Genomic DNA, 14,174 nt, shown 5'->3' with positions numbered 1-14,174 from the left:
GCGTGGCTCAGGCGAACAGACCCTGTGTCAGCGACAGTGGCGCATGCCGTTGCGCCACGCTTTCCACGGCGCTGCGCAGCATGGCGGGTGCGACATAGGCATGGTGGACGCCACTGATCGCGGCCATGTACGCGCGCCCGAAGGCGTTGCGGTACTGCACGCGCGTCCCCAGCGTCACCTCGACGCCCGTGTCGGTGACACACACACCGACACAGGAACGGAACACCAGGTGGCGATCATCGGCACCCAGGATCACCTGTGCCCGCTTGCCGTCCGCATCGATCCCCTGTGCGATGACCGGGAACCGCCCTGCGAACAACGGGCCCTCGGTCGTCGACAGAAGCGACGACACCGGGCAGCCGAGCGGCGAGGTGCGCAGCCGCAGCGGGCGGACCAGCACGTTGCGCAGGCGCATGAGCTGGGTCACGCCGGCCGGGCGGTACTGCAGGAATCCCTGCAGCACGTCCGCCAGCAACTCCTGCGCGGTCGTGGTCGCCATGCCCTGCAGGCGCAGGCTGAAGGTGTCCTGGTGATGGAAGCCGGGCAACTGCTCGAGCAGCAGTGAACCTTGCGGGGGCGAAGGCAATGACGCCACCGACGATGCGCGACCCTGGACGAAGCCGACCTCGGCGCACCAGCCGGCAAGCCGCGTGCGCAGACGACCGGCGGCCGCCCGCAGCGTGGTGCAGGCACGCTGCTGCCAACTGCCCGGAGGCGCATGCAGGGCCAGGCGCACGGTCGGGATCCGCTCCAGGTGTTCCGGATGACCGGTCATCCATGTGCGCACGTCGTCGGGCAGTGTTTCGGTCAGGGTGGCGATGTTGGCGTCGCCTGCCAGCACCCGATCGCGCACGACACCGTGCGCAAGGCCGCCGAGTTCGTCGGTATGGCAGGACAGCGCGAACAGCACCGGATGCGGGCTGCCCGGCTGGAGCGGCGCGAACTGGTGCCAGGTGCCGCTGCCGAAGCGCACGCTGAAAAGCGCGTCCGCCGGCAGGTCGACATGGTGCAGGGCCGCCGCGAAATGCACCGGATCGCGCGCGAGCTGTTCGTCGGAGGCGGTCGAGAAGCGCAGGCGCGCGCCGCCACTGCCGGTCACCGCCGTGAAGGTGCGGTGTCCCGCGTGACGATGGAAGGGATGACCATCGGGGCCCACCGTGAAGGTGTACAGCGCACTGCGTTCGCCGGCGTCGAAATCCGGTGCCGCGATCCGGACCGAGGGTTCATCCAGCGCATCCACGAAGCCCGGGTGTTCGCGCTGCAGCGCGCCTGCGACGGCATGGAGTCGATCGCCCGATCCCGGCCCGAGTTGCCCAAGCAGAACGACCTCTACGGGCAGCCCGCCGGAGTACGACTGGATACGGGCGATCGGAAAACCGGGGACGACATCGGCATGGCGAGGCATCGGATTCTCTCCTGCAGGCGCTCAGCGGGCCTTGGGTGTCCTGGCCAGCGCGCGGGCCTTGGCTTCGCGTTTCAATGGGCCGGCGGTCGGGCAGACCTCGAAGGCGAACCCGGTCAGCGTGTTGACCAGGTTGTCGGGCGCCAGCCGGTAGAAGACGAACTGCCCTCGCTTGTCGCTGGTGACCAGGCCGGCGGCTTCGAGCACCGACAGATGCCGCGAGATCGCGGGTGCGCTCATGTCGAAGCGTGCGGCGATCTCGCCGGCCGTCAGTTCCTGGGCTGACAGATAGGCGAGGATTTCGCGCCGCGGGCGGGAGGCGAGGGCGTCGAAGATGCGGTCGACCGTCATGTGTATTTAGATAATTAACGTATTTGCTAAATATCTAAGTGCCGAGGTCCACTGTCAAGCACCGCCTGTCGGTGAATGTAGGAGCGACGTGAGTCGCGACCGCGCGAAGTAAACACCTATGAAGCGCGGGAAGGGGATGCTGCCCTTCGGGCTTCCACCTCAACGGATGATCGACGGTCGCGACTCACGTCGCTCCTACAGGAAGCGCTTGCGACTCAGCGCTTCGCTTCGCGCACCGGCAGCGGCACGTTGCACAGGTCGATGTGGCCGGCGGGGCGCACGTACCAGTCGTCGCGGCGGTTGCGGCGGGCTTCGGTGGCGGCGGCGAAGGTCTTCGAATCCGTACGCAGCACCTGCAGCGGCACGCGTTCGTTCTCCGGCACGTCGCTGGCCAGGCGGATGGCGGTGATCGGCGTGCGCTGCTCGGGCTTCTCGTAGAAGCCCATCGGCTCGGGGCCGCGCGGGATCGCGCTGAGCAGCTCCATGCCCTTCACCACGCGGCCGACCAGGGTGATGTTGCGGTCGAGCTGGCGCGGCGACTGGCCGGTGACGACATACAGCTCGCTGCCGTTGCTGCTGTCCGGCGGGCCGCCGCGGCCGGCGCCGAGTGCGCCGTAGCAGTGCGTCAGCCAGGCTTTGCCTGCCTTGGGGTCGCGCGCGACGGGAAAGCCGTCGACGAAACCCACCTGCGGCGCCCAGCCGTCCACATCCGGCAGACGGGTGAACCTCAGGCCAGCGGACGTGCGCGCAAATTCGGCGGGCAACTTCGTCTTCGCCGTGCCCAGCGATCTGGCCTTGGCGGCATCTTCCGCATCGGCATCGCCGAACTGCACGACGAAGTTGTCCTGCGAGCGGTAGATGGCCAGTCCGTTCCAGAACCCCTCGTGCGCCAGCGTGCGGATGTTGGCCACATGCTCCGGTGCGAAGGCCGGCGCCAGTTCGATCACCACGCGTCCGCCGGGCACGTCCATGTACAGCGTGTTGGCCGGATCCAGCGTGCGCCAGTCGGCGTCAGGCGACGCGTCGAGGATCTCCTTGGCCGTCAGCGGCTTCGGCGGTTCGGCCGCATGCAGCGTGGGCAGGGCGAGCAGGCAGGCGAGCAGCAGCGGGAGACGGCGCATGGGCATTCCTGGACACGGGATGCCCGGATTGTAGTGCGCCACGCGCGCGGGCGGTGGCCGCCGCCGTGGACGATCAGCTCTTGTAGTTCTTCGCGCGATTGATGCCGAGTGCGATCAGCGTGCCCAGCGCGCCCGACAGCAGGTAGGCGCCCAGCCACGACAGGCCGAAGTTGGCGCACAGGCCCAGCGCCACCAGCGGAGCGAAGCCGGCGCCGATCAGCCACGCCAGATCGGAGGTCAGCGCCGCGCCGGTGTAGCGGTAGCGGCGGCCGAAGTTCGCGGTGACCGCGCCCGCCGCCTGGCCGTACGACAGGCCGAGCAGGGCGAAGCCGATCAGGATGAAGGCGCCCTGGCCGACCGGACCGCCTTCCATCAGCGTGGGTGCGAAGCCACTGAACATCGCGATGCCCACCGCCAGACCGCCCAGCGTGCGCGCACGGCCCACCCGGTCGGCGATCAGGCCCGAGACCACGATCGCGCCGGCGGCGATGAACGCGCCCAGGATCTGCACCAGCAGGAAGCTGACGATGGACTGTTGCGAGTACAGCAGGATCCACGACAGCGGGAAGATCGTGACGATGTGGAACAGCGCATAGCTGGCCAGCGCGGCGAACGCGCCGATCACCACATGCCGGCCCTTGGCCTGGAACAGCTCGCGGACCGGCGTGGGCTCCAGTTCCAGTTCGCCCATCTTGTCCTGGTATTCGTCGGCCACCACGATGCGCAGCCGCGCGAACAGCGCCACCACGTTGATGGCGAACGCGACGAAGAACGGATAGCGCCAGCCCCACGTCAGCAGGTCGGCTTCTTCCAGGTTGGCGTACAGGAAGGCGAACACGCCGGCAGCGACGATGAAACCCACCGGCGCGCCCAGCTGGCCGAGCATGGCGTACCAGCCGCGGCGTTCCTTCGGCGCATTCAGCGCGAGCAGCGACGGCAGGCCGTCCCACGAGCCGCCCAGGGCCAGCCCCTGCAGTACGCGCAGCACGGCCAGCAGGACGATCGAGGCGGCGCCGAGCGAGGCATAGCCCGGCAGGAAGGCGATGCCGGCGGTGGCCGTGCCCAGCAGGAACAGCGCGACCGTCAGCTTGAGGCCGCGGCCCCAGCGCGCCTGGATCTTCATCGACAGCATGGTGCCGAACGGGCGTGCGACGAACGCCAGCGCGAACAGCGCGAACGACCACAGCGTACCTTCCAGGCGGTCCACGAACGGGAAGAACACCGCCGGGAAGATCAGCGCCGAGGCGATGCCGAAGACGAAGAAGTCGAAGTATTCGGACGCGCGCCCGATCACCACGCCGACGGCGATCTCGCCCGGGGCGACATCGGCGTGGGCCTTGGTGCCGTGGTCGTGGGTGGAAGTCGTGGGGCTGATGGACGCCATGGGGACGGGGCTGCCGGGTCGGACTGCGGGAAAGGTACGACCATAGGGTCGCAGACCGCACCCGCCTCCGCGATAGGACAAAACGTCCAATACTCCGCGCCGGGCCGGCGCACTACATTGATCTCGATCAATCCGTAAGCCCCACGCCCATGTCCCTCATGCGCCGAGCCCTGCAGGCCGCCGTGGCGATGTCCGCCACCGCCGTGCTGTCGGGGTGCAACCTGCAGGTCCTCAATCCCGCCGGCGACATCGCCGCCCGCCAGGGCAACCTGATCCTGGTGGCGACGGCGCTGATGCTGATCGTGATCGTCCCCGTGATCGCGCTGACCTTCTGGTTCGCGTGGCGTTACCGCGCGTCGAACACGCAGGCCACCTACAAGCCCGACTGGGACCATTCGACGCAGCTGGAGCTGGTCATCTGGGGTGTGCCGCTGCTGATCATCATCGCGCTGGGTGCAGTGACGTGGATCGGCACGCACCTGCTGGACCCGTACCGCCCGCTGGGGCGCATCGCCGAAGGGCGTCCGGTGCCGGAGGAGGTGAAGCCGCTGGAAGTGCAGGTGGTGGCGCTGGACTGGAAATGGCTGTTCGTCTATCCCGAATACGGCGTCGCGTCGGTCAACCAGATGGCCGCGCCGGTCGATCGCCCGATCACCTTCCGCCTGACCTCGTCGTCGACGATGAACGCGTTCTACGTGCCGGCGCTGGCCGGCATGATCTACACGATGCCGGCGATGGAGACCAAGCTCCACGCGGTGATCAACAAGGAAGGGAACTACGAGGGTTTCTCGTCGCATTACAGCGGCGAGGGCTTCTCGCACATGCGGTTCCGTTTCCACGCGCTGTCCGATGAAGGTTTCGACCGCTGGATCGGAGAAGCGCGCGCCGTCGGCAAGGCGCTGAGCCGCGCCGAGTACCTGCAGCTGGAAGTGCCCAGTTCGCGCGAGCCGTCGCGCCTGTACGCGTCCGTCGATCCGGGCCTGTTCGATGCGGTGGTCAACCGCTGCGTCGACAGCGACCGACTGTGCATGGACCAGATGATGGCCTACGACGCCATGGGCGGACGCGGACTGGACGGTCCGGACGCGCTTCAGCGCCCGCGTCGCGGCAACCTGGCCGCGGGCCCGTTCGTCCGCTCCGAGCTGTGCACGGTCGAGACCGCGCGCGCAGCCGCGGCGGTATCTCCTGCTTCGTCCGCCGGCATGAAGGCGCCGTGATGCGCCGCGCCGGCACACCCCTGGATACACCGGATTCACTCCATGGCCTTTGACACCAGCACCGTCCCCCATTCCCCGATCACCGGTCGCCTGGCCTGGGACGCGATTCCCATGCTGCACGATCCGATCATCGCCGCGACCTTCATCGGTACGTGCATCGGCGGCATCGCGCTGCTCGCGGTGATCACGAAGTACCGGCTGTGGGGCTGGCTGTGGCGCGAGTGGTTCACCAGCATCGACCACAAGAAGATCGGCATCATGTACATGGTGCTGGGCCTGGTGATGCTGCTGCGCGGTTTCGCCGACGCCATCATGATGCGCCTGCACCAGGCGATGGCCTTCGGCGACAACATGGGCTATCTGCCGCCGCACCACTACGACCAGATCTTCACCGCCCACGGCGTGATCATGATCTTCTTCGTGGCCATGCCGCTGGTCACCGGCCTGATGAACTACCTGGTGCCGCTGCAGATCGGCGCGCGCGACGTGGCGTTCCCGTTCCTCAACAACTTCAGCTTCTGGATGACGACCGCCGGCGCGGTGCTGGTCATGCTGTCGCTGTTCCTGGGCGAGTTCTCGACCTCGGGCTGGCTGGCGCTGTCGAACCTGGGCAACCAGGATCCCGGGGTGGGGCTGGACTACTACATCTGGGCGCTGCAGATAGCGGGCGTCGGAACCTTGTTATCCGGCGTCAACCTGCTGGTGACCATCCTGAAGATGCGTGCGCCCGGCATGGGCATGATGAAGATGCCGGTGTTCACCTGGACGGCGCTCTGCACCAACGTGCTGATCGTGGTGTCGTTCCCGGTGCTGACCGCGGTGCTGGCGCTGATGACGCTGGACCGCTACGTCGGTACCAACTTCTTCACCACCGACCTTGGCGGCAACGCCATGCTGTACGTCAACCTGATCTGGATCTGGGGCCACCCGGAGGTCTACATCCTGATCCTGCCGCTGTTCGGCGTGTTCTCCGAGATCGTGTCCACGTACTCGGGCAAGCGCCTGTTCGGCTACTCGTCGATGGTGTACGCCACGGTCTGCATCACCGTGCTCTCGTACCTGGTGTGGCTGCACCACTTCTTCACGATGGGCTCGGGCGCCAGCGTCAACTCGTTCTTCGGCATCACCACCATGATCATCTCGATCCCGACGGGCGCGAAGATCTTCAACTGGCTGTTCACCATGTACCGCGGCCGCATCCGCTTCGAGGTGCCGATGCTGTGGACGATGGGCTTCATGGTCACCTTCGTGATCGGCGGCATGACCGGCGTGCTGCTGGCGGTGCCGCCGGCGGACTTCGTGCTGCACAACTCGCTGTTCCTGGTCGCCCACTTCCACAACGTCATCATCGGCGGCGTGGTGTTCGGCCTGTTCGCGGCGATGACGCACTGGTTCCCGAAGGCGTTCGGTTTCCGGCTCGACGATTTCTGGGGCAAGGTCTCGTTCTGGTTCTGGCTGGCCGGCTACTGGTTCGCGTTCACCCCGCTGTACGTGCTGGGCCTGATGGGCGTGACCCGCCGCATGAGCCACTTCGAGGATCCGTCGCTGCAGATCTGGTTCCAGATCGCCGCCTTCGGCGCGGTGCTGGTGGCCATCGGCATCGCCGCGTTCCTGTACTGCATCTACGTCAGCTTCCGCCGCCGCGAACAGCTGCGCGACCACACCGGCGATCCGTGGGGCGGCCGCACGCTGGAATGGTCCACGTCGTCGCCGCCGCCGGACTACAACTTCGCCTTCACCCCGGTCGTGCACGACACCGATGCCTGGACGGACATGAAGCAGCGTGGCTTCCAGCGTCCGCGCGATGGCTTCAAGGCGATCCACATGCCGCGCAACACCGGGGCCGGCGTCATCCTGTCGGCCCTGAGCACGGTCTGCGGCTTCGCCCTGATCTGGCATGTCTGGTGGCTGGCGGGCGTGTCGCTGCTGGCGACGATCGTCTACGCCATCTGGCACAGCTTCGACCGCGACCGCGACTACTACATTCCGGCCGACGAGGTCGCCCGCACCGAGCAGGCGCGCACCGAACAGCTGGAGCGCGCACTCCTGAACCAAGGCCTTGCGAACCACGCCCATGTCTGAGTCCATCGCCCTCCATCGACCCGACGGCTCGCCGGTGTTCCTGGACACCGAGGGCAGGCACCATCCCGAGAACGGCACGCTGCTGGGCTTCTGGATCTACCTGCTCAGCGACCTGATGATCTTCGGCAGCCTGTTCGCCACGTTCGGGGTGTTCTCGGGCAGCTACGCCGCCGGTCCGTCCGGCCGCGACCTGTTCCTGCCCAACCTGCACCTGATCGCGATCAATACCGGCATCCTGCTGGTGTCGTCGATCACCTACGGCTTCGCGATGCTGGCGATGCTCAGGCGCAACGCCCGCGGCACGATCGGCTGGCTGCTGGTCACCGGCCTGCTGGGCCTGGCCTTCCTGTCGATCGAGGTCTACGAGTTCCACCACTTGATCCACATCGGTGCGGGTCCGCAACGCAGCGCGTTCCTGTCGGCCTTTTTCACCCTGGTCGGCACGCACGGGCTGCACGTGCTGTTCGGCGTCATCTGGGTGGTCGTGCTGTGCGTACAGGTGCGCAAGTGGGGGCTCAACCGCACCACCACGCGCCGCATCGCGTGTCTGTCGATGTTCTGGCATTTCCTCGACGTCGTCTGGATCGGCGTCTTCACCTTCGTCTACCTGATGGGCGTGCAGTGATGGGTCATCCTTCTTCCCACTCCGAACACGACGACTTCCTCGAGGACGGCATTCCGCACGTCAGCATGAAGGAGTACGTGACCGGCTTCGTGCTTTCGGTCGTGCTGACCGCGATCCCTTTCTGGCTGGTGATGGCCAAGGTGCTGCCCACGCCCACCATCACCACGCTGGTGATCCTGGCCTTCGCCATGGTGCAGGTGGTCGTGCACATGGTGTATTTCCTGCACATGAATCCGAAGTCGGAAGGCGGCTGGAACCTGTTCGCGCTGATCTTCACCGCCGTGCTGCTGATCATCGTGCTGATCGGGACGCTGTGGGTCATGCACAACATGAACACCAACATGATGCCGGGCTCGCACGACATGCATCGGCACCAGGTGCAGGAAGCGGCGCAGAGCCTGCCGTGAACGATCCGGCCGCCGCGACCCGTCATCCTGCGCCGCGCAGGCGGTGGCGGGTCGCGTTCGCCGGCCTGCTGGCGGTCGCCTTCTGCGGATTCATCGCACTGGGCGTGTGGCAACTGCAGCGGATGGCCTGGAAGCACGACCTGATCGCGCGCGTCGATGCGCGCATCCACGCAGCGGCTGTGCCCGCGCCGTCGCGCGCTCGATGGGCGTCCGTCAGCGACGCGAACGACAGTTACCGGCGCGTGTCGGTCAGCGGGCGCTTCCTGCCCGACAGCGAGACGCGCACGCAGGCCGTCACCGAGCTGGGTGGCGGCTTCTGGCTGCTCCAGCCGCTGCAGACCGACGATGGCGATTACGTGCTGGTGAACCGCGGCTTCGTGCCGATCGGCGGGGCGGTGTCGCCTGCGCCGGACGGCCGGGTGGTGGTGGAAGGGCTCCTGCGCATGAGCGAGCCGGAAGGCGGTTTCCTGCGCCGGAACGTGCCCGCGCAGGATCGCTGGTACTCGCGCGACGTCGTCGCCATTGCGCGGAAACATCGACTGCCTGCGGAAGGCGTCGCGCCGTTCTTCATCGATGCCGACCGCGATCCGGCCGTGCGCGAATGGCCGCGCGGCGGCATGACGGTGGTGACGTTCCGCGACTCCCACCTGTCCTACGCGCTGACCTGGTTCGGCATGGCGCTGCTGACGCTGGTCGGCGGTGGGCTGCTGGTCGCGTCGGAGCGCCGGTTGCGCCATGATCGGCGCCTCCGTCGCCCCTCGGACCCGCATGTACTTCCGCCAGGCTGATTCCGTCGACGATCCCGAGCGCGCCGAGCCCCGCGTGGACGGCTCGCACGACCGCGCCGGACTGCGCAATCTGCAGCAGCTCATCCAGCTGCGCTGGATCGCGGTGGTCGGGCAGGTGGCCACGATCCTGGTGGTGCAGTACGGGCTGGGCATCGCGCTGCCGCTGGCGCCGATGTTCGCCGTGCTCGCGGCACTGGTGCTGTTCAACCTGGCCAGCCAGGCGTGGTGCCGGCGCCGCGCGCAGGTGTCGCACGCTGCGCTGCTGGTCGGCCTGCTGGTGGACGTGGCCTCGCTGACCATCCAGCTGTACCTGTCCGGCGGCATCGCCAATCCGTTCGTGTTCCTGTTCCTGCTGCAGGTGGTGATCGGCACCGTGCTGCTGCGCTCGCCGGGCAGCTGGGTGATCGCGGCGGCGGCCGCGCTGTGCGTGGTGGGGTTGGCCGCCGTGCCCGCGCCGCTCAAGCTGGCGGTGCAGCCGGCGCGCGGGCTGGCCGACCCTTACGTGCAGGGCCTGCTGGTGTGCTTCCTGCTGATCGCGGGCCTGCTGGTGGTGTTCATCACCCGCATCGGCGGCATCCTGCGCGAACGCGACGCGCGCCTGGCGGAGCTGCGCCAGCGGGCGGTGGAAGAGGAGCACATCGTCCGCATGGGCCTGCTGGCCTCCGGTGCCGCGCATGAACTGGGCACGCCGCTGTCGACGCTGTCGGTGATCCTGGGCGACTGGCAGCATCTGCCCACCATGGCGTCCGATGGCGAACTGCACAACGACGTGCTGGAAATGCAGGCGCAGGTGGCACGCTGCAAGTCCATCGTCACCAACATCCTGATGACGGCGGGCGAGACCCGCGCCGAGGCCCCCACCGAGACCACGCTGCACGCGCTGTTCGACGAACTGGCGCATGAATGGGAGCAGGCGCGCAACCCGCCGCGCTTCGATTACCGCAACCAGAGCGGCTTCGACCCCCGTATCGTCAGCGATGCCGGTGTGCGGCAGATGGTGTTCAACGTGCTGGACAACGCGCTGGAAGCCTCGCCGGACTGGGTGGCCATGGACGTGCGCTGCGAGGACGACACGGTGGTGGTCGACGTGTCCGACGCCGGCCCGGGCTTCGAGCCCGGCATCCTGCGGCGGCTCGGTACGCCGTACAACAGCAGCAAGGGGCGGCCGGGCGGCGGCCTGGGCCTGTTCCTGTCGGTCAACGTGGCGCGCACGCTGGGCGGGCAACTGCAGGCGAGGAACCGGCCGCAGGGCGGCGCGGTGGTGACGCTGACGCTGCCGCTGGCGGCGATCGCGATCGAGGAGGCGAATGATGACGACCAAGACTGAGCGCCGGTTGCTGATCGTCGAGGACGATGCGGCGTTCGCGCGCACGCTGGTGCGCTCGTTCGAGCGGCGCGGTTACCAGGTGCGCCATCTTGCCGGCGAGGACGGCATGCCGGCGCTGCTGGAGGCGTTCGCGCCCACGCATGCGGTGGTCGACCTGAAGCTCGCCGGCGGCGCATCCGGCCTGTCCAGCGTCAAGCACCTGCACGACGCCGATCCGGAGATGGTGATCGTGGTGCTGACCGGCTACGCCAGCATCGCGACCGCCGTGGAAGCCATCAAGCTGGGCGCGCGACACTACCTGGCCAAGCCGTCGAACACCGACGATATCGAAGCCGCCTTCCAGCGCGCCGCCGGCGACGCGGACGTGGAACTGACCGCGCGCACCACGTCGATCAAGACGCTGGAGTGGGAGCATATCCACGAAGCACTGGCCGCCAGCGACTTCAACATCTCCGAGGCCGCACGCCGGCTGGGACTGCACCGGCGCACGCTGGCGCGCAAGCTCGAGAAGCGGCGGGTCAAGTAGCCGCGGCGCGGCCTGCCAGCGCGCTCCGCCGTCGGCGTTCCTCACATCGCGTCCACGCACCTGTCTGCGCACGCCGCCGTCCATCGGGCCGGCAGCGCTGCCGGCGCGTGCCGATGCATCCGGCATCGATCACCCGGCGTAGGCCCTGTCGTCCCGTGCCGCACGCGCCGCGGGGCGGATGCAGCGCAGGTCCCGCGCGTGCCCGTGTTGAAGGTTCTTCCCCTGGGCACTTACCTCACAGGAACAGACACCATGAAAACGCTTCGACTCTCCGGTCTTCTCCTCGCCATCGGGCTGCTGCCGTTTGCCGCCTCTGCCGCACCCACCGTCAATACGCTCGGCGGGGATACCCGCGTGCAGCTGTCGGCCGACCTGACGGGCGCGCTGACATCGCTCGGCGTATCGGTGAAGGCGTCCTATCCCGCGCGTCTGCGCGGTGCCGGTGCGACGTTTCCCATTCCCGGTGGCGAGCTCGACCTGGGCAGCCTGAAGGGCGAAATCGACCATGCCGGCGGCCTGACGCTGCGCGCGGGCAAGACCGAGGTCAACCTGAGCAGCTACACCATCGACACCACCGGTGATGCGCCGGTGCTCACGGGACTGGTGAAGCTCAACGACAGCGTGCTCGGCCGGTTGCCGCTGTTCGACATCGCGCTGGTCGGTGCGCCGGTGGTACGCGGCCGGCACGCGCGCGTCGGGTCGGTGCAACTGGACAACGCGCAACTGACGCTCAACGGCGAGGCCGCCGAAGCGTTGAACGCGGTGTTCAACGTGTCGGCCTTCCAGGCCGGCCTGCCGGTCGGCACCGCGCGCGTGCACACCTACTTCTACGAGCCGGCGCCTTGAGCCGCAATGCCGAACCTGCGTACCGGAGGACGCCGTCCTCCGGTGCGCCGTCGTTGCAGACGCTGCGGCATGGCGGCAGATGGCGCACGCTGGTCAACGTGCTCGGCAACCAGGCGGTCTGGTTCGTGGCGGTGATCGCGGCCGGACAGGGGCACGCCTGGCCGGGGGTGCTGGCGGCGACGCTGTTCGTCCTGTCGCAGGTGTGGCTGGCGCCGCGCCGCGCGCACGAAGTCCGTCTGGTGGGACTGGCCATCCTGTGTGGCCTGGCGGTGGATGGCGTGGCGTCCGCGCAGGGGTGGGTGGTGTATCGCGCCGCTTCCTTCGGCGAGCTGGTCGCTCCGCCGTGGATCCTGGCGCTGTGGGCCTCGCTGGCGGTGACCCTCAACAGCGCGATGCGCGCCCTGCAGTCGCGCCTGTGGCTGGGGGCGCTGCTGGGTGGCGCCGGCGGGCCGCTGGCCTATCTCGCCGCGGCACGTGGCTGGGAGGCGGCGCAGTTCGCGGCGCCCCAGTGGCATGGCGTTACGTGGCTCGCGGTCGCGTGGGGCATCGCGCTGCCGGCGCTGCTGTGGGCGGCCCGTACGTGGGAGAGACGCGCGGCAGCGGCCGCGCCCGTCGAGAGTCGCGCCACCGCGTCCTGATGCGCTGTCCCGATCCGCGTGCCGCCACATCCCCCCAATACGGCGGGATGACTACTGGCACATTCGCTATATCAAAGTTCGCAATAGCATCGTCTCCAACCTAGCGGTCGGTCCGCGAAGGGGGAGCGATGAACGAACCCGACATCCATCTGAAGAAGTTCCAGAAGGAACTCAGCGCCGGCACCGTGTCGCTGGCGCTGCTGGCGGTGCTGGCCCGCGCCGGCGAGCCGCTGTACGGCTACCTGATCGCCAAGCAGCTGGAGCGCGTCGGCGACGGCGTGCTCAGCGGCAAGCAGAGTGCCCTCTATCCGGTGCTTCGCAATCTCGAAGGCGGCGGCTTGCTGGACAGCTTCGTCGAGCCCTCGGTCGCCGGGCCGCCACGCCGCTACTACCGCATCACCGAGGCAGGGCGGCAGACCCTGCAGTCCTGGGCCGCCGCCTGGCGCGCCACCCGCGATTCCGTCGATTCCGTGCTTGAGGGGATTCCTGCATGAACACCACCACTGCGGGCAGTCGCCTGCCCACCACCATTCCCGAGTATCTCGAGCAGTTGCGTGCCGCCCTGGCCGGTGCCGACAAGGCGATGGTGCAGGACGCCGTCTACGATGCGGAGGAATACCTGCGCTCGGAGCTGGCCGAAAACCCGGGCAAGTCGGAAGCCGAGGTGATCGCCTCGGTCGCCGGCAGCTACGGCGCGCCGGAAGAAGTCGCCGACATCTACCGGGAAACCGAGGTCACCGTCGCCAGGGCGCTGCGTCCGCCCGTTCCGCCCAAGCGCAAGTCGCTACTCGGGCGCTTCTTCGGCGTGGCGGCCGATCCGCGCACGTATGGCGCGCTGTTCTACATGCTGCTGTCGCTGGCCACCGGCACGTTCTACTTCACCTGGGTCGTCACCGGGGCCAGCCTGTCGGTCGGCCTGCTGATCCTGATCATCGGCATCCCGCTGCTGCTGCTGTTCCTGATGTCGGTCCGCCTGCTGTCGCTGGTCGAAGGCCGCGTGGTGGAAGTGCTGCTGGGCGAGCGCATGCCGCGCCGTCCGCTGTATACGCAGCGCGACAAGCCGTGGCTGACGCGGTTGAGGGAGTTGTTCACCGACGGCCGCACGTGGACGGCGGCGCTGTACCTGCTGCTGATGCACCCGCTGGGTGTGCTGTATTTCTCGATCGCGATCACGCTGCTGGCGCTGTCGCTGGGACTGATCGCCGCACCGGTAGCGTACTTCCTGCCGTTCGACTACGTGCTCAGCTTCGGCGAGTGGAGCGTCGTCGATGACGCGCCCTGGCTATTGCCGCTGTTCTCCGTCATCGGCTTCGTCCTGCTGTTCGCCACCTTGCATCTGGCGCGCGTCGTCGGCCTGTTCCATGGCTGGCTGGCCAAGCATCTGCTGGTGCGCACGCCGGTGGTGTGAGGACGCGATGTGGGAGCGACGCGAACGAAAAGGCCGCCCGGGAGGGCGGCCT

At 68.0% G+C, this 14,174-nt stretch carries 15 protein-coding genes; 11 read left to right on the top strand and 4 right to left on the bottom strand.

All coding sequences use genetic code 11. The features are described 5' to 3' along the window. Nucleotides 1–7: 7 nt before the first annotated feature. The 4 genes from VGN58_RS06500 to VGN58_RS06485 form a co-directional block, all read right to left on the bottom strand. The gene (locus VGN58_RS06500) at nt 8–1,405 is read right to left on the bottom strand and encodes a DUF2867 domain-containing protein (RefSeq protein WP_327482490.1); all 1,398 of its coding nucleotides are present in this window, start codon (nt 1,403–1,405) and stop codon (nt 8–10) included. A gap of 21 nt (nt 1,406–1,426) precedes the next feature. Next, nucleotides 1,427–1,753: a metalloregulator ArsR/SmtB family transcription factor gene (locus VGN58_RS06495; RefSeq protein ID WP_327482489.1), complete on the bottom strand. Its 327-nt coding sequence runs from the start codon at nt 1,751–1,753 to the stop codon at nt 1,427–1,429. A 215-nt stretch (nt 1,754–1,968) separates the two neighbouring features. Then, on the bottom strand, nt 1,969–2,880 hold the full coding sequence (locus VGN58_RS06490) for a peptidylprolyl isomerase (protein ID WP_327482488.1): 912 nt from the start codon (nt 2,878–2,880) through the stop codon (nt 1,969–1,971). Nucleotides 2,881–2,947: 67 nt separating this feature from the next. After that, on the bottom strand, nt 2,948–4,258 hold the full coding sequence (locus VGN58_RS06485; RefSeq protein ID WP_327482487.1) for an MFS transporter: 1,311 nt from the start codon (nt 4,256–4,258) through the stop codon (nt 2,948–2,950). Nucleotides 4,259–4,416: 158 nt separating this feature from the next. On the opposite strand from VGN58_RS06485, the gene cyoA reads away from it, so the two are divergent. The 11 genes from cyoA to VGN58_RS06430 all read left to right on the top strand — a co-directional run bounded on the left by cyoA (nt 4,417) and on the right by VGN58_RS06430 (nt 14,122). Further along, entirely contained in the window at nt 4,417–5,475 is a 1,059-nt protein-coding gene (gene cyoA / locus VGN58_RS06480; protein WP_327482486.1) for a ubiquinol oxidase subunit II, read from the top strand. A gap of 42 nt (nt 5,476–5,517) precedes the next feature. After that, on the top strand, nt 5,518–7,557 hold the full coding sequence (cyoB, locus tag VGN58_RS06475; protein WP_327482485.1) for a cytochrome o ubiquinol oxidase subunit I: 2,040 nt from the start codon (nt 5,518–5,520) through the stop codon (nt 7,555–7,557). Then, nucleotides 7,550–8,182, top strand: coding sequence for a cytochrome o ubiquinol oxidase subunit III (gene cyoC / locus VGN58_RS06470; protein ID WP_327482484.1), 633 nt, complete (start codon nt 7,550–7,552; stop codon nt 8,180–8,182). The genes cyoB and cyoC overlap by 8 nt, the downstream gene beginning before the upstream one ends. Further along, nucleotides 8,182–8,589, top strand: a complete 408-nt coding sequence (cyoD, locus tag VGN58_RS06465; protein WP_327482483.1) for a cytochrome o ubiquinol oxidase subunit IV — start codon at nt 8,182–8,184, stop codon at nt 8,587–8,589. The genes cyoC and cyoD overlap by 1 nt, the downstream gene beginning before the upstream one ends. Beyond that, nucleotides 8,586–9,377, top strand: a complete 792-nt coding sequence (locus VGN58_RS06460; RefSeq protein WP_327482482.1) for an SURF1 family protein — start codon at nt 8,586–8,588, stop codon at nt 9,375–9,377. Before cyoD ends, VGN58_RS06460 begins: the two co-directional genes overlap by 4 nt. Then, on the top strand, nt 9,325–10,704 hold the full coding sequence (locus VGN58_RS06455; RefSeq protein ID WP_327482481.1) for an ATP-binding protein: 1,380 nt from the start codon (nt 9,325–9,327) through the stop codon (nt 10,702–10,704). Before VGN58_RS06460 ends, VGN58_RS06455 begins: the two co-directional genes overlap by 53 nt. Next, nucleotides 10,688–11,230, top strand: coding sequence for a response regulator transcription factor (locus VGN58_RS06450; protein ID WP_327482480.1), 543 nt, complete (start codon nt 10,688–10,690; stop codon nt 11,228–11,230). The genes VGN58_RS06455 and VGN58_RS06450 overlap by 17 nt, the downstream gene beginning before the upstream one ends. 252 nt (nt 11,231–11,482) lie before the next feature. Then, on the top strand, nt 11,483–12,076 hold the full coding sequence (locus VGN58_RS06445) for a hypothetical protein (protein ID WP_327482479.1): 594 nt from the start codon (nt 11,483–11,485) through the stop codon (nt 12,074–12,076). Then, the gene (locus VGN58_RS06440; RefSeq protein WP_327482478.1) at nt 12,073–12,714 is read left to right on the top strand and encodes a DUF2878 domain-containing protein; all 642 of its coding nucleotides are present in this window, start codon (nt 12,073–12,075) and stop codon (nt 12,712–12,714) included. Before VGN58_RS06445 ends, VGN58_RS06440 begins: the two co-directional genes overlap by 4 nt. Nucleotides 12,715–12,842: 128 nt before the next feature. After that, entirely contained in the window at nt 12,843–13,208 is a 366-nt protein-coding gene (locus VGN58_RS06435) for a PadR family transcriptional regulator (RefSeq protein WP_062355736.1), read from the top strand. After that, entirely contained in the window at nt 13,205–14,122 is a 918-nt protein-coding gene (locus VGN58_RS06430) for a sensor domain-containing protein (RefSeq protein WP_327482477.1), read from the top strand. The genes VGN58_RS06435 and VGN58_RS06430 overlap by 4 nt, the downstream gene beginning before the upstream one ends. Nucleotides 14,123–14,174 lie beyond the last annotated feature (52 nt).

The organism is Pseudoxanthomonas sp. (assembly GCF_035999195.1).
GTDB lineage: Bacteria > Pseudomonadota > Gammaproteobacteria > Xanthomonadales > Xanthomonadaceae > Pseudoxanthomonas_A.
The sequence above is the reverse complement of the archived record's forward strand: the minus strand, read 5'-3'. Positions and strand labels throughout refer to the sequence as shown.

Coding starts and splice junctions, on each gene's coding strand:
- VGN58_RS06500 (WP_327482490.1), bottom strand. CDS start 1,405: ATGCCTCGCCATGCCGATGTCGTCCCCGGTTTTCCGATCGCCCGTATC.
- VGN58_RS06495 (WP_327482489.1), bottom strand. CDS start 1,753: ATGACGGTCGACCGCATCTTCGACGCCCTCGCCTCCCGCCCGCGGCGC.
- VGN58_RS06490 (WP_327482488.1), bottom strand. CDS start 2,880: ATGCCCATGCGCCGTCTCCCGCTGCTGCTCGCCTGCCTGCTCGCCCTG.
- VGN58_RS06485 (WP_327482487.1), bottom strand. CDS start 4,258: ATGGCGTCCATCAGCCCCACGACTTCCACCCACGACCACGGCACCAAG.
- cyoA (WP_327482486.1), top strand. CDS start 4,417: ATGCGCCGAGCCCTGCAGGCCGCCGTGGCGATGTCCGCCACCGCCGTG.
- cyoB (WP_327482485.1), top strand. CDS start 5,518: ATGGCCTTTGACACCAGCACCGTCCCCCATTCCCCGATCACCGGTCGC.
- cyoC (WP_327482484.1), top strand. CDS start 7,550: ATGTCTGAGTCCATCGCCCTCCATCGACCCGACGGCTCGCCGGTGTTC.
- cyoD (WP_327482483.1), top strand. CDS start 8,182: ATGGGTCATCCTTCTTCCCACTCCGAACACGACGACTTCCTCGAGGAC.
- VGN58_RS06455 (WP_327482481.1), top strand. CDS start 9,325: ATGATCGGCGCCTCCGTCGCCCCTCGGACCCGCATGTACTTCCGCCAG.
- VGN58_RS06450 (WP_327482480.1), top strand. CDS start 10,688: ATGACGACCAAGACTGAGCGCCGGTTGCTGATCGTCGAGGACGATGCG.
- VGN58_RS06445 (WP_327482479.1), top strand. CDS start 11,483: ATGAAAACGCTTCGACTCTCCGGTCTTCTCCTCGCCATCGGGCTGCTG.
- VGN58_RS06435 (WP_062355736.1), top strand. CDS start 12,843: ATGAACGAACCCGACATCCATCTGAAGAAGTTCCAGAAGGAACTCAGC.
- VGN58_RS06430 (WP_327482477.1), top strand. CDS start 13,205: ATGAACACCACCACTGCGGGCAGTCGCCTGCCCACCACCATTCCCGAG.